Below are 19719 nucleotides of genomic sequence, written 5' to 3'. Positions count from 1 at the left end.
ACACGCACACAGCAACCACGCCACATAATTCCATTGCACTTTCATTTCACTCAAACTATCAGGTCAGACAATAGGAGGTCCTCAAAATTGTTTTCTGATATTGAATTTACGATCTACAGAAGTATCCTGAATCATCCACATTGTTTTTATTGACAAATATAGCCTATAATGGAGGTACATCCAATAATCTACCGTCAGCAGTGATCGCATGGAAAAAAGGGAAATAATAAATTCACTGGATTTTGGATCGAGAGTAGCAGAAGAAGAAACTGATATCCTTGCCGACTACTTCATCGAAACCGATATATGGCAAAAGCTGTTTTCAGGTAAAATTGATATTGTTTATGGCTATAAAGGGAGTGGAAAAAGTGCAATTTACCTTCTGCTCAACAAAAGGAAAGAACAGCTCGAAAGAAAATCAATTTGCTTAATCAGTGCCGACAGTTTCAAAGGTGAGCCTGTTTTTAGTGAATTAAAAAGGGAGCCACCCACATCAATTTCTAACTTCATAGACCTTTGGAGCTTGTATTTTGCCGGATTGATTGCCAAAGAACTGAATCAGCGGAAAATCCACTCGAAAGAAGTTCGACGCCTCAGAAATTTAGGTTTATTCTCAAGCAAGATGTCAGTCTTGGATATATTTCGCAGGGCACAACTTCTAGTAAAATCAATAAGACCCCCCGATTCTTTTGAAGTAGGCAACAGACTTTCGGCAGGCAATGATGGTGGCTGGGAACAATATTTTAAGATCGCTCTACGCTTATTACCTTTCTGGAAGACAGTACGTAGCGACGAAATCAATGATCTACTGCGGCAGCTTTCTGCAACAGCCAAGAAAAAGGGGATCGTCTTTTGGATCGCACTCGACAGACTTGATGTTGCTTTTGTGGACTCACCTGAACTCGAGAGTAATGCGATCAAAGGGTTGATCCGGACCTATCTAAACTTTCGGCAGTATGAAAACGTCAAGATAAAGCTCTTTTTGCGATCCGATATCTGGGCGCAAATCACTTCTGAAGGCTTCACAGAGGCAAGCCACGTCACAAATACTCAGACTATCGAATGGACAACGGATGATCTTTTACTACTCATTTTAAACAGAACATTCCGCTCAAATTTAGTACGGAGGCTATGTTCTATCGACGAATACCAACAGATCAATGCTCTCGCCTATAGAAGGCAACGATCGCTCTTCAATACAGTATTCCCCAAGCAAATCGATAGTGGTCGAAATAAGCCTAGCACATTTGATTGGATTCTCTCCCGAACCAAAAGTGCTCATCCAAACTATTCACCCCGAGAAATAATTCACCTTCTAAATGAAGCCAGATCCGAGCAGATCAAAATAATAGAGCGCACAGGTGATGTCCCAAGTGGTAATCAATTGATTGGGCCAGCCGCATTTCGAGCAGCTTTGAAACCTGTTTCCAAAGCACTAATCGAACAAACATACTTTGCGGAATATCCCAGCTTTAGGGGCACTATAGAAATGTTCAGAAACCAAAAAAGCGATCATAGCAAAGATACTTTGGCAAGACTTCTAAACAAATCGAAAGCAGAGGCGGAAACGATAGCGAATGACCTTTCTCGTATTGGATTTTTCGAAAGAAGAGGTTCGAACAAAGAATATTGGATCCCTTTCGTATTTAGAAGTTACCTTAATCTCATCCAAGGTAGAGCCTATAGCACAAAGAAATCATATAGGAAGAAGAGTGTTAGAAAAAGATCTCGAAAATCATAGCTTATTTCCCCTTGTCATGACGATTGTCTCTAAAAAAAATACACCTTGTGCTTCAATGGGGAAAGTCCTTCTCCGCGCCTCCGGCATTGCAACACGGTATTTACCGCTTCTTCAGGATCTTCTTTAAATAGATACCCGTATGGCTTTTCTTTACCTCGGCCAGCTCTTCGGGAGTTCCGGCGGCCAGGATCTCGCCGCCTTCGTCGCCGCCTTCGGGGCCAAGGTCGATGATCCAGTCCGCCGTTTTGATGACGTCGAGGTTATGCTCGATGATGATCATGGAATTGCCGCGCTCCACCAGTTCATGAAGAACGTGCAGCAGCTTGCGAATATCTTCAAAGTGCAGGCCCGTCGTCGGCTCGTCGAGGATGTACAGGCTCTTGCCGTCTGATCTGCGCGAAAGCTCGGTGGCCAGCTTAATGCGCTGCGCCTCGCCGCCCGATAATGTCGTGGCCGCCTGCCCCAGGCGAATATAGTCCATGCCGACCTGTTCGAGTGTTTTCAGTTTCGCACTGACCGAAGGGATGTTCTCGAAGAAGCCGATCGCATCTTCAACGGTCATTTCCAGCACATCAAAGATGGATTTACCTTTATACTTAACCTCGAGCGTTTCTCGGTTAAACCGCTTTCCCTGACAGACGTCGCAGGTGACGTAGACGTCGGGCAAAAAGTGCATCTCGATACGCAGGATGCCGGCTCCCTGACAGTTCTCGCAGCGTCCGCCGGCGACGTTAAAGCTGAAGCGACCGGGCTTGTATCCGCGAAGCTTCGCCTCGGGCAGTTCAGAGAAAAGCTCACGGATCGGCGTAAAAAGCCCCGTATAGGTAGCCGGATTCGATCGCGGAGTGCGTCCGATGGGCTCCTGATCGATGGCGATGACGCGCTCGATGCCCGAGAGGCCTTTAATCGCCTTATGTTTACCGATCTTCACCCGCGACTTATACAGTTTATGCTGCACGTACTTTAACAGAATGTCGTTAACCAGAGTCGACTTTCCGGACCCCGAAACGCCGGTGACGCAGATCATCATGCCGAGAGGGAATTCGGCATCGATGCCTTTCAGGTTATTCTCGATCGCCCCTTCAACGACGATGGATTTGCCGTTCCCGGGGCGACGCTCTTTCGGGATCTCGATCTTCTTTTTGCCCGAAAGATACTGGCCTGTGACGCTCTTTGTATTTTGGGCGACGGCCTTCGGCATGCCCTCGGCCACAACCTGTCCGCCGTGAACGCCGGCGCCCGGACCGAGATCAATAAGCCAGTCGGCCTCTTCCATCGTCTCTTCGTCGTGCTCGACGACGATGACGGTATTGCCTCTGTCGCGAAGGCTTTTCAGCGTAGCAAGCAGCTTTGCGTTATCGCGTTGATGAAGACCGATCGAAGGCTCATCAAGCACATAAAGCACGCCGGAAAGGGCGGAGCCGATCTGCGTGGCCAGACGGATGCGCTGCGCCTCGCCGCCGGAAAGCGTACCGGCGGCGCGCGAAAGCGTCAGATAGCCGACTCCGACGTTATTCAGAAAGCCCAGCCTTTCGCGAATCTCCTTTAATACACGGTCGGCGATCTTTTCTTCAGTCTTTGTAAGCTTCACTTTCTCGAAGAATCCGATCAGCTCGCGCACGTTGCGATCGACAAGACGATCGATACTCTCCCCGCCGAATTTAACCGCCAGCGATTCCGGACGCAGTCGCTTGCCCTTGCAATCGGGGCACGGACTTTCGGACATGAACTTCTGCATCCATTCCCGCATATCGTCGGATTTCGTCTCGCGAAAGCGCCGCTGCAGATTCGGGATCACGCCTTCAAAGACGCGATGTCCTCCTTCTTCGTAGCCGTAGAGGATGGCCTTTTTATGGCGGGCTGAGAGCTTGCCAAAGGGCGTATGAGGATGAAAATCAAGCTTCAGCGAGAGATCTTGCAGTAGTTCGAGATACCAGAAGTTCTTTCCGGAGCTCCAGGGGGCCAGCGCACCGTCGAGGATCGATAACGATGGATCGGGCACGACAAGGGCTTCGTCGAATTCCATCAGATGGCCGAGGCCGTCGCACGTCGGGCATGCGCCAAGTGGAGAGTTGAACGAGAAGCTTGCCGGCTTCACTTCGGGTAACGAGATCTCACAATGTGCGCAATAAAGCCTTGTAGAATACAGATGCTCTTTCTCGTCGGCGTCGGGAGCCTGTTCGATTACGATGAGGCTGCCCGCTCCTTCGCGAAGAGCCGTCTCAACAGAATCGGCCATGCGCGAACGGATGCCGTCGCGGATTACAAGACGGTCGACGACAAGATCGAGCGTATGCTTCTTCATTTTCGCAAGCTCTTCGTCGCCGGTGATCTCCTGAATCGTGCCGTCGACGCGCATGCGCAGGAAGCCGTTCTTCAGAGCCGTCTGGAAGATCTCTTTATGCTCGCCTTTTTTATTCTGAATCAGCGGAGCGAGCAGCTGAATCTTCGTTCCTTCGCGAAAATCAAGGATGCGATCGAGGATCTGATCGACGCCGGCCGCCTCAACGGGACGTCCGCATTGATGGCAGTGAGGCTTGCCGACACGGCCGAAAAGCAATCGAAAGTAGTCATAGATCTCGGTCACCGTTCCGACGGTGGAGCGCGGGTTGCGGTGCGTCGTCTTCTGTTCGATGGAGATGGCAGGGCTCAGGCCTTCTATCAGATCGACGTCGGGCTTCTCCATCTGCCCCAGAAACTGGCGGGCATACGATGAAAGCGATTCGACGTAGCGGCGCTGCCCTTCGGCATAGATCGTATCGAAGGCTAACGATGACTTACCCGAGCCCGAAACGCCGGTGATCACGACGAAGCGGTTGCGGGGGATGTCGATGCTGATGTTTTTGAGATTATGCTCTCGCGCACCCTGGATGCGAATAGAATCCGGCCCTTTACGACTCTCTGCCATAGGGCCAGGTTTTCACGAGGCCCGATTCGTGGCAGCTCGAATTAGCGCCGGCATGCTACCGGCGCTTCGATTCTTAACGCCTGTTCGCAAGACTGCGAGCAGGCGTTAAAACGGTCCATTAACCGAAAAGCAGACGGGTCGCCTTGCGAAACAGATTCTCGATCTTCTCGCTGTAGGGGAACCACCACAGCTCACGGGTCATCGTGAAGCGGTCTTCCATGACGGATTGCAGATCGGTAAAGGCACGCAACCCTTCACGACCGTAGACACGGCCCATACCGCTCTCTTTCTGCCCTCCGAACGGAAGATCGCTGAGGATGTAGTTCGCCATCACGTCATTGATACAGAGACATCCGCTTCGAATCTGGCGGGCGATCTTGCGAGCGCGGCCTTTATTCTTCGACCAGACCGATCCGTTCAGGCCATACACCGAGTCGTTCGCCATGTCGATGGCCTCGGCGTCGGTCGAGAACGTGCGCAGTGCGATCACCGGACCGAACGTCTCGTCCTTCCAGACTTTAAGATTCGAATCGTTAACGACGACGATTGTCGGTTCGATAAAAAGTCCCCGCGGATAACGCACATTGCGGTTTCCGCCGGCGACGATGCGGGCGCCTTTGCTTTTCGCCTCGTCGATATGATCGAGCACGATGCCTAACTGTTTATCAAAGGCCATCGAGCCGACGCTCGGATGCTCGGACTGGACGCCCTGCTTCAGATTCACGATGTTCTTTTGAAGAAGCTCTATAAAACGATCCTTCACCTTCTCGTGCACAAGGACGCGCTCCACAGAGATACACGTCTGACCGGAGTTCGACATGCCTCCCCACAGAGCGGCATGAGTGGCACGCTCAAGCGGAGCGTCATCAAGCACAATCATCGGATCTTTGCCGCCCAGCTCCAGCAGAACGGGCTTGAGCATACGACCGCATATCTCTGCGATCTTGCGCCCCGTCGCCGTCGAGCCCGTAAAGCAGATCATCTTCGTGCGCGGCGATTCAACGATGGCCTGACCGGTGCGACCGTCACCCGTTGCCACAAGAAAGACGTCGGCCGGAAGCCCCGCCCGATCGGCGATCTCGCGCATCTTCAGCGTCGTCGCCGGCGTCACCTCGGAAGGCTTCACAACGACCGTATTGCCCGCCATGAGCGCCTGAGCGATCGGACCGGCCGTCAGAATAAACGGATAATTCCAGGGGCTAATGATGCCGATCACGCCTTTAGGCTGAAAGGTTACCCACGCCTTCTTATTTTTGTAAAGGCCCGTGCTGCGCGGCTCGTCTTTCAGATAAGCAGCACCGTATTTTTCCATGTATTTCACATGCTCGGCGACGGTGAAGATCTCGAAGACGCCGTCCATCTTCGTCTTGCCCGTTTCGGCGCAGATCGTATCGACGATCTCGTCCATGTCGCGAACGATCTGCTTGCGAAAGCGACGCAGATGTTTCGCTCGCTCCTTCGCCGGTAGCGCTCCCCAGCTTACGGACGCCTTCTCGGCGCGCTCAAGCAGGGCCTCGACCTCGCCGGCCATAAGTACGGGATGGCGGCCGATCTCCTCCCCCGTTGCCGGATTGCGATTGATGAATTCTTCAAGGTTTGCGGCGACGCGATGTCGCTCAGCGGTCTCAACGGTACCTGCGTTCATGTTCTCCCCCGTCTCTATTTGAAAAGCTTACGTCAGGGTAAGCATAGCCATTACAAGATGCAAGCAGAACGATTTTCGAACAAGCATTTTTTCATAACCAAACAGGCGTTCACTTTCCAAATCGACGACGCAACATATCGCTGATAATGCGCATCTGCGCAGCGCCGGTCAGATGGGCCGTCACCAGATAGAGCACAGCTCCAAGGCCCGCACCCAATCCGACGACAAGAACCGCCTTCGAGTACGGCAGATCGGCATGAAGCGACGCATCGGGCACGTCGGTCATCGGATACGGCATGAAATAGCTGAGGCCAAGAAGCAGGCCAAGCAGCAACAGGATAGCCGGAGCCAGCCCCAGAAGCGAACGACCGAGATCGGCATAAGGAAGCGCTCCCATCTTCTTCTTTAAAGCTCTGTTCAGAAGCAGGAAATTCACCGTGGAGCTGATCGCCGTGCTCAGGGCCAGTCCGCCCTGCTTGAGCGGGCCGATCAGAACAAGATTGCACGCCAGGTTAACGGCAACGGTGAGGAACAGGATCTTCACCGGCGTCTTTGTGTCCTGATAGGCGTAAAACGAAGACGTCAGGATCTTATTGAAGCTATAGATCGGGATGGCAAGGGCGTAGAACTGAAGAGCCGACCATGTCAGATAGGTGGAGTAAAGCGTCCACTCGCCTCCGTGAAAGAGCAGGTGTATAATCCAGGGGCCAAGAAAGAGAAACCCAAAAGCGGCCGGCACAGTGAGAAAGAGGGCGAAGCCGACGGCCTCGACGACCTCAAAGGCGCTGCGATGATTTTCTCCGGAACGGATTAACCCGGCAAGCGCGGGAAGGATCGTCGTCGAAAGCGCCACTCCGATGATACCCGTCGGCAGCTGGATCAGGCGGTGTGCGAAACGCAGAGCGGGAATGGCGCCCGCCTCGTCGATGAAATAGCTGGCGAGAGCGATATCCATCATCTGATTCAGCTGAAAGACGCTTGCGCCTAACACCGCCGGCCCCATCAGCGAAAAGATACGCATCAGTGCCGGATCTTTCAGGTTGATATGGATGCGCGGCATCCAGCCTTTATAGTAGGTGTAGCCGATCTGCACGAAGAGTTGAAGAAAGCCTCCGCCTAACACCACCCAGGCGAGAATCTCGGCGTTCAACTCCTGGTTAAAACCGAACGGCATGAGAACGAGGAATCCGGCGATAAAGCTCAGATTCAAAAGGATCGGCGACAGAGACGGAAAGACGAAATACTCATGCGTCTGCGCGATACCCGAGAAGATAGCCGTCAGGCTAACGGCAAGAATGAAACCAAAGAGCACCTGACTGAGATAGAGAAGAAGGCCGATCTCGCCAAGCGGCTTGCCCACATAGACGGGAAGAAAGAACGGAAAAACAAGAATGCCCGTCAGCACAATACCGCTCAGAAAAAGAATCAAGAAGCCAATAATCGAGCCCGCCGTCTCGGCCGCCTTCCGGTCGGACTCCTTCATCGCCTGCGAGTAGATCGGTATAAAGGACTGCGACAGCACGCCCTCTGCCAGCAGATTGCGCAGCATGTTCGGCAGCATGTAGGCGATCTCCCAGAAGGCAGCAATCGGTCCGGTGCCGAAGAAGACGGCCTGGTAATGATCGCGCACAAGGCCAAGCACCCGCGAGATCATCGTCATCGCGGAAAGTTTCAGGGAATTCCGGGCGGTTCGGCTCACCAGACCGGGATTTCAGGGGGCAGAGAGCGGAAAAGCGATTTCAGGGCGGCACGTGGAGACTTGCAGTCCACGAACGGGCGTTGAATGACGATAGCGAATTCTGACAGGCCTCGGGCAAGACCGGAATGCCAGCGGGACTCAAGCCTTAAGACATTTAGTGTCCACGAAAGGCACGAAAATACACGAAACTGGAATTCTACATTTTCCCGGACTTCAACAACATGCGAGCAGAGAAGTAAAGACTGAATTCAGGGTCGGGATTTCCGAGACGCAACTCCTTTTCGTGCTCGTTCGTGTTTTTCGTGGACAAGAAAAAGAACGGAAAAAGATCAATCGCCTGTAACAGCCATGTAAAGCGGTTTGAGTGAGGATAACGAGTTCCGACAAGCCTCGGGAAAGACCGGAATGCCAGCGGGACTCAAGGCTTAAAACATTTAGCGTCCACGAAAGGCACGAAAATACACGAAACCTGAATTCTGCATTTCCCAGGATTTCGACAACACGCAAGCGGAAACGCGAAGATCGAATTCATAGTCGGGATTTCCGACACGCAAAGCCTTTTCGTGCTCGTTCGTGTTTTTCGTGGAAGTTTTCGTCCACAATGCCAGAATTTTGCTAACAGATTGCCCGAAAATTGACCTTTCCCTTGCAGAGGTCTTACCATGCATCAAGCGAAAAAGAGTTCACACATACTATACGAAGAAGAATGCTATGCCATTCAGGGAGCAGTGTTCGAGGTTTACCGCCAGATGGGCTGCGGCTTTCTGGAGGCCGTTTATCAGGATTGCCTGGATATAGAATTCCGCTTTCGAAAGGTTCCCTTCGAAAGCCAGAAAGGGATTCGATTATCTTACAAGGGTGAATGCCTGAAACAGATCTATCGGCCCGATTTCATCTGCTATGGCAAGATCATCGTTGAGCTGAAGGCGCTGAAGGAACTCGGTCCGGAGCATGTGAGCCAGATGCTTAACTATCTGAAGGCTACGGGCCTGCCGCTGGGGCTGCTTGTGAATTTCGGGGCGTATCCGAAGGCCCAGGTCCGCAGACTTGCCGGTTCCGTAACAGCCCCACCTCTCTCCCCTTACTCGCGTAATAACCCAAGCAACGGACCAACCACACGTTCAGGCTCTTCATAAACGACAATGTGACCGGCCTTTTCGAGAACCTCGATTCTTGCCCGCGGAATGGCTGCCTTGATTCGCTCCGTATTCTCAACGAGAATGATCGAATCTTCGCGGCCCCAGATCACGGTGACCGGCATCGTGTAGCTTCCCACTTTACTGTACTCGGCGTCCAGATCGTTGAGCGGATAGTCGCGCAGCGTTTGCAGCAGTGCCTGTCTGTATCCCGTGAACTGCATCTGTTCGAGATACAGTTCACGAAGGCCGGGCCAGTTCTTCTCTGCATTGTAAAGGCTCTTCTCGCTGCCCTGCAATACAGTCCGGTCGCCGAGCACGCGCATGATGTATTCGCCGATCAGCGGCATACGAACAAGTTTAGCCGTAAACGGCAGTTTCACCGGATGGCCGGCCGGCGCAAGCAGTGCCAGACGCTGCACACGTTCCGGATGTCGTGCCGTGAAAACGACGCTGATCGCTCCGCCCATAGAAAGACCGACCAGATTCACGGGCTTGCGGATGTTCAGTTTGTCGAGCAATTCAAGTAGCTGACGGTCGTAAAGATCGGCGTTATGCTTAACGCCCGACGGACGATCGCTCAATCCTCGTCCGAAAAGGTCGTAGCGCAGCACTCGATACCCGGCTGCATTCAATTCCGGCGTGACGCCGTTCCAGATCGTCGACCAGGCGCTGAAGCCGTGCACAAGAACGACCAGCGGCCCATTCTCGGGTCCGCTCAGCTCATAATGCACAATGCCATCGCTGAGCTTAACGAAAGAACGATCTGCGTAGCGTTCCTGTCGCACTTCAGACGTTAAAGGACGCTCTTCCCTGTTCCCCACAAGCAGCGGAATCACGAATCCGATCAACGCCAGGGCGAGGAACAGAATTGCTATAACACGGCCCACAGGAAACTTAGACTTTGGACTTCTGTCGGATGGCAGATCAGACGCCATCAGGCTCGATAGAATAGCAGAAAACGATCGCATAAATCCCCCAATTTCAACAATTGGGAACCATTTAACCGCAGAGGGCTCAGAGGGCACAGAGAAAAAAGTGGAGAGGGGTGAGAGTCAAGGCCCTGCCCACTCATCCGGAAAAGCAAAAAAAATTGACAATCCAATTTATCATTAAATTTTCACAGTATCAAGGCAGTAGCGTCATCAGTTTATGAATGATTTTGAAAGCGTTTTCATTTGCAGTAGCTGCGTTGGCGAGTCCTTCCTCAAATCAGAAATCATAAAAAATGGGAAGGCAAATCAATGCACTTATTGCCACAAGTCTGAGAGCGCAATGCCACTTTCAGCAATTGCTGAATTAACACGTCTGGCTATAGAAGAGATTATGTCCCGAATTTAGTTAGAGTTTGAAAAGGCGGAACCCTGGCCCAAAATGGGCCGAACAACCACATTCCCTTACGGAGGGTTCCAAGTGAAGAAGAACGAACGGGCAGAAAACAGTCAAACACAAAGCCTGGCGGCCGATGAGTTTCGGGATTATATTCGAACCAGCCTCGATTCCCGTGTGCGCGAATTTGCACTCGGCTACGTAGGAGCTTTGATTCTCGAAGAAATCGAAACGTTATGCGGCAAGACAGGGGAGCATAAGAGAGGCCGTGGATTTGCTCATCGAGGCGGCAGCCAGCGAGGTTCCATTGTGCTCGATGGAGAAAGGGTGGCCATCCAGAAGCCCAGAGCTCGACGTAACGGCAAGGAGGTGAAGCTGGAGCGATATGAGATCCTTCAGGATCGCTCTGATCTTCGCGAGCATGTTGAGCGCCTGATGCTGGCGGGCATCAGCACCCGGAACTATGAAAAGACGCTGAGAAAGACAGAAGCCTCTCTCGGCCTTTCGCGGAGTGCGGTTTCGCGGGAGTTTGTGAAGTCCAGCCGTGAGTCGCTCAATCATTTGAATTCACGCAGGTTTCCTGATCAGACATTCTGGTGTATTGTTCTTGATGGCATCGTATTCGGCGGCTCTGTCGTAATCGTTGCTCTCGGGGTCGATACGGCCGGAAACAAGCATTTTCTGGGCATTTCTGAGGGGTCTACAGAGAATGCTGATAGCGCACTCAGTGTCCTTCAATCAATCGAGAGCCGTGATATCCGCTTCACAGATCGTGTGCTTGTCGTCATGGATGGATCAAAGGCTCTTGAAAAAGCGGCCAGAGAGTTCTTCGGAAAGAAGGCAGAGATCCAACTCTGCTACCTTCATAAACAGAGAAATGTTCTTGCCAAGCTCCCACGGAAGTATCATGCAGAATTCTGCAAGAGATACAAGCAGGCATTCAGCGCTAACAGTTACGAAGATGTCGCAAGCGAGATGCGGTCCGTTCTATCATGGCTCGAATCCATCAGCTACAGTGCCTCTCAGAGTCTTCAGGAGGGTTTAGAGGCACTGTTAACGCTGCATCGCATCAATATGCCGCCGAAATTGAGAACATCCTTTTACACAACCAATCTGATCGATTCGGCATTCTCGAATCCCAGATCTCAGCTTAACCGGGTTAAACGGTCAAGGCCTCAGACAGACCAGGTGCTCCGATGGGTCGGCAGTCTCCTGCTATCACAGGAGGAACAATTCCGTAAGGTGCGGTCATACACTCATATCCATGAGTTCTTAAACAGCTTCCTGGATAAAAAGATTGACGAGCGGATCTCGGCATAGGATGCATTCAGTGGGTCCCGCCTCAAAGTCTAACTATCACTGGGACATAGTCATAGAAGAGCATTTCTATATTACTTCAGACGTGCCCAACGCTATAGATTCCATTTTAATGAACGATGAAGAGTTGGGCTTTCAATGGGAACGGGAAGGCCAACAGGTTCGATGTCTAATTCAAGAAATTGCAGAAATCGATGATACAATTGCCGAGAATATTCAGACTTTTCTTTCATATAACTCCGGGCATAACCCAATGGACCTTGAAGAAGATCCCTGGGGTAGTGATGTTTGCTACGCAGAAAAAAATCCTGATGCCAGTCATTACATGGAATCATGGGATTATTTCTGTAAGGAGATAAGTGAGAGAGCTCGTTTCTTTAATCAAAATTCTGAAAGAATATTAGACAGTATTTTTAATGGCATCCACTCTCTTGAAACGGATGATCATAAATCCGTAATACGTGAAGCAGGTCCTTCAACAGAGATTGCTCAAATATTTAGAGCAAGAGTTTCCCAAAGCCGTGAGGTATTTGAGGGAATACTTAAAAACCCGATCATTGAGCTATCCGCCCCGCCCCCAAAAAAAGCCAAAGCCGGTCGCATGAATGCATATGGAATTTCCGTTTTCTACGGTGCAGCAGATATTGGCACCTGCGTCTCAGAAGTTAGACCGCCAGTCGGCAGTGATGTTATCGTAGGCAAATTTCAGCTTCTAAGAAGACTACAGCTCCTGGACTTAGGAATGCTTTCAAAAGTATACGCTCAAGGAAGTTACTTTGACCGTGATTTCGTTAAACGTAAGTCACATGCAGCCTTCTTGAAACATTTGGTCGCTGAACTAACAAAGCCAGTCATGCCCGAAGAAGAACTGTTAGACTATCTACCCACGCAGATAATCGCCGAGTACTTGTCCAATAAATCAAATCCAGAATTAGACGGAATCATTTTCAATTCCACGCAGTCGTCAGGAGGCAGAGAGAATATTGTTCTTTTCCAAAAATCCAGCGGAGTAGAACCTTATAGTTTGCCTTCAGATTGGGAAATTAATATCCACTATGGGTGGCCGACAGAGGATGGTGTAGCTGACGATAGCGTTTTCATCTGCGAGAAAAAAACGGATAACCGCATTAAAGAAGATCCTCAACTCATTCAAACCACACAAGATTCCCTACAGCACTCGTTACGATTGAATGTTTATGATGATATCACAGTCGTAAGAGTCAAAGGTGTCGAATACAAATCCAGCGAAAGGTCAGTATCACGTTACAGGCCGGAACAATCCCTCTTTGAGCAAAGTCCTGAAAATCGTAGAACCAACGATACCCATTTCTAAGCGCGACCGGCTTCCTCCGCGACCTTCTCCGTGCCTCCGTGGTCACCCCTCTTCGGCTCTCTCCCGGGCTTTCTCCGCGACCTTCCCCGTGCCTCCGTGGTCACCCCTCTTCGGCTCTCTCCCCGGCTTTCTCCGCGTCCTCAGCGCCCTCCGCGGTTAACCCTCTCTCCCGGGCTTTCTCCGCGCCCTCAGCGCCCTCTGCGGTTAACCCTCTTCGGCCCAAGACTCCGCTGGCCGCTTCAGAACTTAGCGTGCCCTTTCTCGTCCACGACAAACTCCGCCTGGCAGGACGGACACAGATGGCGGCCGCTCTGCTTCACACGCAGAACGGAGCCGCAATGACCGCATTCGACCATACGTGTGCCCAGGAAGGCGCTGGCGGCCGGCTTCGCCGATAGAGACGTAGCCGGACGATGCTCGATATGATCGATGAGCCGGGCTTCCATGCGTTCGAGCCGCTCTTCAAACGAGCGGCTGAGGTTTTTTTCAAGGTTAAAAAGACGTTCGCTGAGGCGGCCTTCGCCCTTGCCGATCTCGTCGAGCTTCGTTTCGATACGCTCATCGGCCTTCTCGATACGATCGAGCTTTTCCAGAGCGGCGCCCGGTACGCCGTCGGATTGCTGGCTGAGCGTCTGTTGCAGACGTGCCAGCGTTTGATTGAGGACGTGCAGCGTTCCAGAATCCGATTCTTCAAGCTCGTCGTTGGCGATAGGTTCGCGGCGGCTGATCTCGCTGCGACGGCCATAGTAATGATGATGAACGATGGGCGAGCCTGCGACGCCATCCGATTCGATAAACGGCGTGTCGGATAACTCAAGCGACGATTGCATGTGCAGATGATCCTGCACCTCTTCATAGGACTGTACAAGCGTGCACAGGTCGGTGGCGCGAAAGTGACGCAGAAGCAGCTGTAGCTCTTCTCCCGCCTGAACGAGAAAGATCCGTCCGCCGCGCTTTCTAAAATATCGAAACGAGTCGATCATCGTGCCGAGACCGACGTTCGAGACATGATCGAGGCGGCTCAGATCGAGTACGAGCACCTTCTTCGTCGGTGGTATATTAAAGACGGACTTCTTAAAAGAGAAGACGGTCTTATCGTCAAGCGATCCGCGAAGACGCAGGAAGGCTATGCGATCGCTATCTCGTATTTCTGTTTGAGCTGCGGCATTCATATTCGGTCCAGAGGAACGGCGTCGTATATTTTGCTACGAGCATCGGTCGATTCCTCGGGAGGGATGACAGCTTTTTTTCTGTCCCGGTATTGATCGATACGCGAGACGTTCGGCCCGGGCAGTTCGTCGAATGCAGGTTCGAGATCGTTATCATAGCCGATCTCGTCGGCCTCCTCGGCTGCCTGCGTCTGGTAAGCCGCTTGATTCGCGGTCGGCTTTCCGGCGACGGAGCGAACGCCCGGTCCGGGAAGCGGATCAAACTCCGAATCGTTTACGCTGATCTCTTCAAGTCGATCGAGTTCATGGCGATTAAGATCAGAGTCCTGCCCCTCGGGGTGTTCGCTGTTCAGGCTCTGATGCGGCATAAAAGGCGGAGGCGCTATCGACGAATTCTTCACGACAAGCACGCCCAGCACGACGGTGAAGATGATCCACAGAGCGCCGGCGCCAAGCACCGATACGGCAAGCGCCTGAAGCACCGTCGACGAATACTGTGCGAGAACAAGGGCGGCGTTTTGATTGTGAATGACGATGTGAAGCGAGCCCGACGGCAGCGCCTCATCGGGCATATAGACCGATCCGGCAAGATGATAGTCCGACGCAGTCAGATCGGGAAGCATGAAGGCGAGAAGACGCTCGAAAAGCGGGGTGGCGCCGATCTTCGCAACAAGCGGGCCGAAATCGGGCTTCACGCGCTGCGTAACTTCGAGCGAAAGCGGATCTCCTTTAAAGCGAAGCTGTCCGAACTGGAACTTATCTTTATCATAAGAGACGCCCGAATCGGCGGCCAGTTTGGCGATGTCGCTGTGCGCGATGAGCTTTCCATCTTTATCAACGAAGAAAATCTCACGGATCTGAAAGGCGTCTTTGCGAGTCTCGCTCTGTCGCACGACCATGTGCATCGTATGGCTGAGGGCGATGAGATTGTCGTAATAGAGGCTCTCTCCGCTCAGCGTATTGAGCGTAATACCCATCTCAAGAGCCCTGTTACGGGCCACCTGCTCGGATTCGCGCACAAAGCGATTTCCCTGCGAATAGACATACCAGACCGGCAGGGCAAGTGCCGTGACGAGTAAAACGGCGATGAGGAAGGATCCGAACAGGATTTTAAGCGCTTTCATGATTCTCTCCTATTATCGACGGCCAGGGGGCCAATCTGGAAAAGAAATTGCTTCCTGGCGGGGAAGGAAAACAATGAACCGTTCATGACGTCTCTGCGCGCCGTCCCGCACGGCATAGAATACCTCAGTATTGAGAAAACGGAACGGGTCAATCGACTGCGTGAGGCCGTTTCGTCGGTCTTTCGCGGCGACGGCTTTCAGGAGATTATCCCGCCGCTCATCGATTATGCAAGCACGTTTCAGCTTGCCGATCGCAGCCATGGCGGCGATAATTTCGAATTCCGGGATAGCGTGGGCGAGCATCTCGCTCTGCGATCTGACCTGACCGTGCAAACGCTGAAGGCTGCCCTGACCGGACGGCTCGGCCATGAGCTGCCGGCCCGCTTTTTTTATGTACAGAGGGTTCTGAAAGACTGCCGACCCGGCTCGGGGCAGAATCGTGAGATTCTGCAGGCCGGAGTGGAGTGGATCGGCTATGGCGGTGAGGATCGTTTCGATCGCCTGTACGAGCTTGCCTGTCGCACGCTCGATCGCCTGTCCCGTCCGTATGGCTTTTTGTACGGGGACGCTCGCTTTGTCGAGATCCTGCTTTCGTTTGTGCCGGGCATGGACCGCGCCGAGCTTGCCGATACCCTTTATTATAAGGATACGGGTCGACTGACCGAGCTTCTCGACCGTCTCGATATTCACGGCGAAAGGCGCGATCTTCTACTTGAATCGCCTCTGTTAGTCGGAGGAGCGGATGTCATCGACGAGCTGCGCCGGCTCTGCCGCGGCTTTCCGTCCCTGCTTGCGATCATCGATCAGGCGCCCGAGCACAGCGAGCTCATCTATGACTTTGCTCTTGTCAGGCAGCTTTCGTATTATTCCGGCCCCGTTCTTGAGGCCTATCTTCAGCAATCCAACCGTCGGATTCTCTCCGGAGGATTCTACGACGGTCTTTCGGCGCGTTTTACGACCCAGCCCGTCCCCGCTGCCGGCTTTGCCGTCAATCTGAACGAGCTCATCCATCTGCCCGACGAAGGGCTCGATCCACTGTCATAATAGATTCAGGAGATTTACAATGAGTGCCAGTCTTGTAGTCGGAGCTCAATGGGGCGACGAAGGAAAAGCGAAGGTCATCGACTATCTCAGCGAAAAGATCGATATCATCGTGCGTTATCAGGGAGGCGCGAACGCCGGCCATACAGTATGCGTCGATAACCGCAAATTCGTCTTTCACCTGATACCGAGCGGAATTCTTTATCCGAATGCCGTCTGTGTGCTCGGTAACGGCGTCGTCATCGATCCCGACGCCTTCATCAGCGAGCTGGAAAGCCTGGAGCGCGAAGGCATCGCCGCTTCGGACCGCATCCTCATCTCAGACGGCAGCCATATCGTTCTGCCCTATCATCGTCTTGTAGACGAGGCCCGCGAAAAGGCGGCCGGCGGCAACAAGATCGGTACGACGAAGCGCGGCATCGGCTTCTGCTACGCCGACAAGGTTTCGCGCACCGGTCTGCGTATCGGCGATCTGTATTCGGGCCTCGAAGAACGCCTGAAATACATCGTCGAGTTGAAGAATCAAGAGTTAGTCAACCTGCACGGACTCGCACCCGTTTCGTATGATTCGCTGCTGGCCGAGCTGAAAGAGTTCGCCGCCCGCATCAAGCCCATGGTCGTCAATACGGTGATCTATCTGAACGACGCTCTGAAGTCGGGTAAGACGGTGCTACTTGAAGGAGCCCAGGGAACGGCCCTTGATATCGACTTCGGTACCTATCCGTTTGTTACGTCAAGCAACACGACAACGGGCGGCGCCATCGCCGGATCGGGCATCTCGTTCCAGCATCTGAACGAGGTCTACGGCATCGCCAAGGCCTATCTTACGCGCGTCGGCGAAGGCCCCTTCCCCACCGAGCTGCACGGCGACGAAGGCGAGAAGCTGCGTCAGGAAGGCCGTGAATACGGCGCCACGACGGGCCGCCCGCGCCGCTGCGGCTGGTTCGATACCGAGCTGATCCGCCATTCGGCGCGCGTGAACGGTTTAACCGGCATCGTGCTCACGAAAATCGACATCCTTTCGATCTATGATAAGATTCCCGTCGCCGTCGCCTACAAACGCGACGGACAGACGCTGCCGGGCTTTCCCACGCTTGGCCTTGAGCGCGTCGAACCCGTCTACGAATACCTGCCCGGCTGGAATACCGACATCAGCGGCGCCCGCTCCTGGGACGATCTTCCGCCGAACTGCCAGGCCTATATTCGCAAGCTCGAAGAGTTAACCGGCGTCCCGATTCGATTCGTATCGGTCGGGCCGAATCGCGAGCAGACGATTAAGCTGGCGTGAGCAGATGGGCGTCGGCTCGACAACGGGCCGGCGTCTGGCCGTTGAAAGCCGAGTAAAGCCGGCGAACCACGGAGGCACGGAGGGGGTTGGCCGGAGTTATGTCATCGCTTCAAAAGATTTTTTTCTTCTCACAGCTGAGCCTGACCTCCCAGGGCTATGAGAAAACGATGTTGACGCAAAAATAATCGCCATACAAAGTAATTACATGCTGCGTCCATTAATAGAGCGATCGTTTGGTCGTTCTGGTTCCGGTCTTCTGATGCTCAGGCTCAAAAAGCGTTTGCAGATCGCAGCCCTTTGCCTGCTCTCGCTGTCATCCTGTATTGTAGTCCCTGTTTCCGCTAAGGAAGACTGTCAGTACCACGATGAGAACTACCTCCTCTACGACGGCATCTGCGCCTTTTCCTCTACATTTGATTGCTCTGACGATGCTGAGCCCGAACAATGCGAGAATTTTCGTATTCAGATGTGCCTTCTGGAATATGTATCAAAAGAGAACTGCAACAAAAAATCCACCCTACCGCTTTCCGGCGGCTTTTCCCCTTAATCGGGCTTTATGAGCCTGCTTGCCCCTTACATCCCCTCTGGCGGTTCCCAGAGTTCCACCCTGTTGCCTTCAGGATCGATGACCCATCCGAACTTGCCGAAGTCTGACTCTTCTGTTTTATCGAGTACGTTACAACCCTCTTCTTTGAGAGCCTGTAATAGTGCGGCAAGATCGGCGACGCGATAGTTAATCGTGAATCCGCTCGGACCGATGCTCGAGCTGTCTGCACTCATGATCGACCAGACAGTGCTGCCCTTCATGGCGTTGCCGGACTCATCGGCCCAGAAGAATACTGTGCCACCCCAGTCTTGCACGTCGATGCCCAGATGCCGGCGATACCAGGCCTGTAAGGCCGCCGGGTCTTTCGCTTTGAAAAATATGCCACCGATGCCTGTTACGCGTTTCATGGTGCTGCCTCGTGATTCTACTGAGAATAAAACCCAAAAAAACTACATCCTGATAAAACGACGCCACAGCGATGGCCAGCACAATGCCGATGCTGCCTCCCGCAAAGCGCTCCTTCCCATTCCCGTCAGCTGCCAGAATGGACCCCGACTGGCCTTCATTCTGGGAGTCCCACCTTATCGAATCACTACACAGTCCAGATATGACTTTGAGATCTCGTAATAAACGATCTAATAAAATATCAACTGTCTCGGAAAATAGATTGATCAAGGCATTTATCTGGAAATCGTATCTGTATGAAAAAATTTATTCTCGTTCTCGCAGGCATGACGTTTCTGCTGATGTCCTGCAGCACCACCCCACAGAAATTCGACGTATCGAGAGAGGCCCCCGCTATTGAAACGGGTGAGGGCATTCTAATCGGCAAGGTGGAAAATCTTGGCCTGACGGGAGGATCACCGACTTCATGGAGACCTCTCTGGAAAACTCTTCTGGGCGTACCTATGGTGTATGGAATTGTCATCGACGGATTAGAAAGCCAGTATTCTATCAACTCTGACGGTTTTTTCATCATTCGCTATAAAGCAGGCGAATTAAAAGATGCGAAATTCTTTTATTCAGAAAGCAGCAAAGCGGGCAGCCCGGGGGCGGGAGTATCCGCTTCCATGACTAACGGCTACACAGTCCCTCTTGTAGAAAAGAGCGCACTCAAGATTGAAGCAGGCAAGGTAACGATACTGCCCGTCATTTCGGTTCAATACAGTGCGCGCGGTGAACTAACGGTCACCCGTGACCATTCCGGAAAGCGGAATGATGAAATCCTGAATTGGTATAAAGCCTCCTTTCCGCAGATGCCCACTCCCTGAGTTCCGGGAACCCGGCATTCGCTCGACCGTTTCCTGAATGAGGGAATGCCGGGGAACTTGAGAGATCTGACAGATCAGCTGTCAATCCGTCTTAACGATCTGCCACAAGCGAGGTCTGAGAATCGGGGATTCAAAAGCCGCGCTGATTCAGCGTTTCCGCTCGCCCCGGGC

The 19719-nt window shown here is 52.7% G+C and carries 15 protein-coding genes; 8 read left to right on the top strand and 7 right to left on the bottom strand.

Annotated features, from left to right (window positions below; genetic code table 11):
* Positions 1-208: 208 nt before the first annotated feature.
* On the top strand, positions 209-1741 hold the full coding sequence (locus LEPIL_RS21745) for a P-loop ATPase, Sll1717 family (RefSeq protein WP_002771026.1): 1533 nt from the start codon (positions 209-211) through the stop codon (positions 1739-1741).
* 100 nt (positions 1742-1841) lie between these two features.
* Here the strand turns inward: LEPIL_RS21745 and uvrA are convergent, their stop codons facing one another.
* The 3 genes from uvrA to murJ all read right to left on the bottom strand — a co-directional run bounded on the left by uvrA (position 1842) and on the right by murJ (position 7993).
* Positions 1842-4649, bottom strand: a complete 2808-nt coding sequence (gene uvrA / locus LEPIL_RS06315) for an excinuclease ABC subunit UvrA (RefSeq protein ID WP_002771021.1) — start codon at positions 4647-4649, stop codon at positions 1842-1844.
* Between the two features lie 118 nt (positions 4650-4767).
* Positions 4768-6294 (bottom strand): aldehyde dehydrogenase family protein, encoded by a 1527-nt coding sequence (locus LEPIL_RS06310; RefSeq protein WP_002771019.1) that lies wholly within the window; start codon positions 6292-6294, stop codon positions 4768-4770.
* Positions 6295-6403: 109 nt separating this feature from the next.
* Positions 6404-7993: a murein biosynthesis integral membrane protein MurJ gene (gene murJ / locus LEPIL_RS06305; protein ID WP_002771018.1), complete on the bottom strand. Its 1590-nt coding sequence runs from the start codon at positions 7991-7993 to the stop codon at positions 6404-6406.
* A 662-nt stretch (positions 7994-8655) separates the two neighbouring features.
* Here murJ and LEPIL_RS06300 point away from each other — a divergent pair.
* Positions 8656-9129 (top strand): GxxExxY protein, encoded by a 474-nt coding sequence (locus LEPIL_RS06300; RefSeq protein ID WP_002771017.1) that lies wholly within the window; start codon positions 8656-8658, stop codon positions 9127-9129.
* Here the strand turns inward: LEPIL_RS06300 and LEPIL_RS06295 are convergent.
* Entirely contained in the window at positions 9075-10019 is a 945-nt protein-coding gene (locus LEPIL_RS06295) for an alpha/beta fold hydrolase (RefSeq protein WP_040918367.1), read from the bottom strand. The genes LEPIL_RS06300 and LEPIL_RS06295 overlap by 55 nt on opposite strands.
* A gap of 523 nt (positions 10020-10542) precedes the next feature.
* On the opposite strand from LEPIL_RS06295, the gene LEPIL_RS06290 reads away from it, so the two are divergent.
* Both LEPIL_RS06290 and LEPIL_RS06285 read left to right on the top strand, forming a co-directional pair.
* Positions 10543-11778: an IS256 family transposase gene (locus LEPIL_RS06290; protein WP_002769350.1), complete on the top strand. Its 1236-nt coding sequence runs from the start codon at positions 10543-10545 to the stop codon at positions 11776-11778.
* A 109-nt stretch (positions 11779-11887) separates the two neighbouring features.
* Positions 11888-13108 (top strand): RES family NAD+ phosphorylase, encoded by a 1221-nt coding sequence (locus tag LEPIL_RS06285; RefSeq protein WP_157135032.1) that lies wholly within the window; start codon positions 11888-11890, stop codon positions 13106-13108.
* A 239-nt stretch (positions 13109-13347) separates the two neighbouring features.
* Here the strand turns inward: LEPIL_RS06285 and LEPIL_RS06280 are convergent, their stop codons facing one another.
* Positions 13348-14280, bottom strand: a complete 933-nt coding sequence (locus LEPIL_RS06280) for an STAS domain-containing protein (RefSeq protein ID WP_002771015.1) — start codon at positions 14278-14280, stop codon at positions 13348-13350.
* Positions 14277-15401 carry a hypothetical protein gene (locus tag LEPIL_RS06275; protein WP_002771014.1) on the bottom strand — a complete coding sequence of 375 codons (1125 nt, stop codon included), beginning with the start codon at positions 15399-15401 and terminating at the stop codon, positions 14277-14279. The genes LEPIL_RS06280 and LEPIL_RS06275 overlap by 4 nt, the downstream gene beginning before the upstream one ends.
* A gap of 84 nt (positions 15402-15485) precedes the next feature.
* On the opposite strand from LEPIL_RS06275, the gene LEPIL_RS06270 reads away from it, so the two are divergent.
* From LEPIL_RS06270 to LEPIL_RS06260, 3 genes are all read left to right on the top strand, one after another.
* Positions 15486-16445: an ATP phosphoribosyltransferase regulatory subunit gene (locus LEPIL_RS06270; protein WP_002771013.1), complete on the top strand. Its 960-nt coding sequence runs from the start codon at positions 15486-15488 to the stop codon at positions 16443-16445.
* A gap of 19 nt (positions 16446-16464) precedes the next feature.
* Positions 16465-17730, top strand: a complete 1266-nt coding sequence (locus tag LEPIL_RS06265; RefSeq protein WP_002771011.1) for an adenylosuccinate synthase — start codon at positions 16465-16467, stop codon at positions 17728-17730.
* 205 nt (positions 17731-17935) lie between these two features.
* Complete coding sequence (locus tag LEPIL_RS06260) at positions 17936-18277, top strand: hypothetical protein (RefSeq protein WP_002771009.1); 342 nt, start codon at positions 17936-17938, stop codon at positions 18275-18277.
* A 26-nt stretch (positions 18278-18303) separates the two neighbouring features.
* On the opposite strand, the gene LEPIL_RS06255 is transcribed toward LEPIL_RS06260, so the two are convergent.
* Positions 18304-18684: a VOC family protein gene (locus LEPIL_RS06255; protein ID WP_002771007.1), complete on the bottom strand. Its 381-nt coding sequence runs from the start codon at positions 18682-18684 to the stop codon at positions 18304-18306.
* 294 nt (positions 18685-18978) lie between these two features.
* On the opposite strand from LEPIL_RS06255, the gene LEPIL_RS06250 reads away from it, so the two are divergent.
* Complete coding sequence (locus LEPIL_RS06250) at positions 18979-19548, top strand: hypothetical protein (RefSeq protein ID WP_002771005.1); 570 nt, start codon at positions 18979-18981, stop codon at positions 19546-19548.
* The last annotated feature ends 171 nt before the right edge of the window (positions 19549-19719 follow it).

Origin of the sequence: Leptonema illini DSM 21528, assembly GCF_000243335.1 — a bacterium.
In the GTDB taxonomy this organism is placed as follows: domain Bacteria; phylum Spirochaetota; class Leptospiria; order Leptospirales; family Leptonemataceae; genus Leptonema; species Leptonema illini.
This window is presented reverse-complemented; position numbering and strand designations above follow the sequence as displayed.

What these genes read in the sequence shown, in the direction of transcription:
- LEPIL_RS06265 (WP_002771011.1), top strand. Translation starts at nt 16,465, where the DNA reads ATGAGTGCCAGTCTTGTAGTCGGAGCTCAATGGGGCGACGAAGGAAAA.
- LEPIL_RS06250 (WP_002771005.1), top strand. Translation starts at nt 18,979, where the DNA reads ATGAAAAAATTTATTCTCGTTCTCGCAGGCATGACGTTTCTGCTGATG.
- LEPIL_RS06300 (WP_002771017.1), top strand. Translation starts at nt 8,656, where the DNA reads ATGCATCAAGCGAAAAAGAGTTCACACATACTATACGAAGAAGAATGC.
- LEPIL_RS06280 (WP_002771015.1), bottom strand. Translation starts at nt 14,280, where the DNA reads ATGAATGCCGCAGCTCAAACAGAAATACGAGATAGCGATCGCATAGCC.
- LEPIL_RS06275 (WP_002771014.1), bottom strand. Translation starts at nt 15,401, where the DNA reads ATGAAAGCGCTTAAAATCCTGTTCGGATCCTTCCTCATCGCCGTTTTA.
- LEPIL_RS06255 (WP_002771007.1), bottom strand. Translation starts at nt 18,684, where the DNA reads ATGAAACGCGTAACAGGCATCGGTGGCATATTTTTCAAAGCGAAAGAC.
- LEPIL_RS06260 (WP_002771009.1), top strand. Translation starts at nt 17,936, where the DNA reads ATGCTGCGTCCATTAATAGAGCGATCGTTTGGTCGTTCTGGTTCCGGT.
- uvrA (WP_002771021.1), bottom strand. Translation starts at nt 4,649, where the DNA reads ATGGCAGAGAGTCGTAAAGGGCCGGATTCTATTCGCATCCAGGGTGCG.
- LEPIL_RS06285 (WP_157135032.1), top strand. Translation starts at nt 11,888, where the DNA reads ATGAACGATGAAGAGTTGGGCTTTCAATGGGAACGGGAAGGCCAACAG.
- LEPIL_RS06310 (WP_002771019.1), bottom strand. Translation starts at nt 6,294, where the DNA reads ATGAACGCAGGTACCGTTGAGACCGCTGAGCGACATCGCGTCGCCGCA.
- LEPIL_RS21745 (WP_002771026.1), top strand. Translation starts at nt 209, where the DNA reads ATGGAAAAAAGGGAAATAATAAATTCACTGGATTTTGGATCGAGAGTA.
- LEPIL_RS06270 (WP_002771013.1), top strand. Translation starts at nt 15,486, where the DNA reads ATGACGTCTCTGCGCGCCGTCCCGCACGGCATAGAATACCTCAGTATT.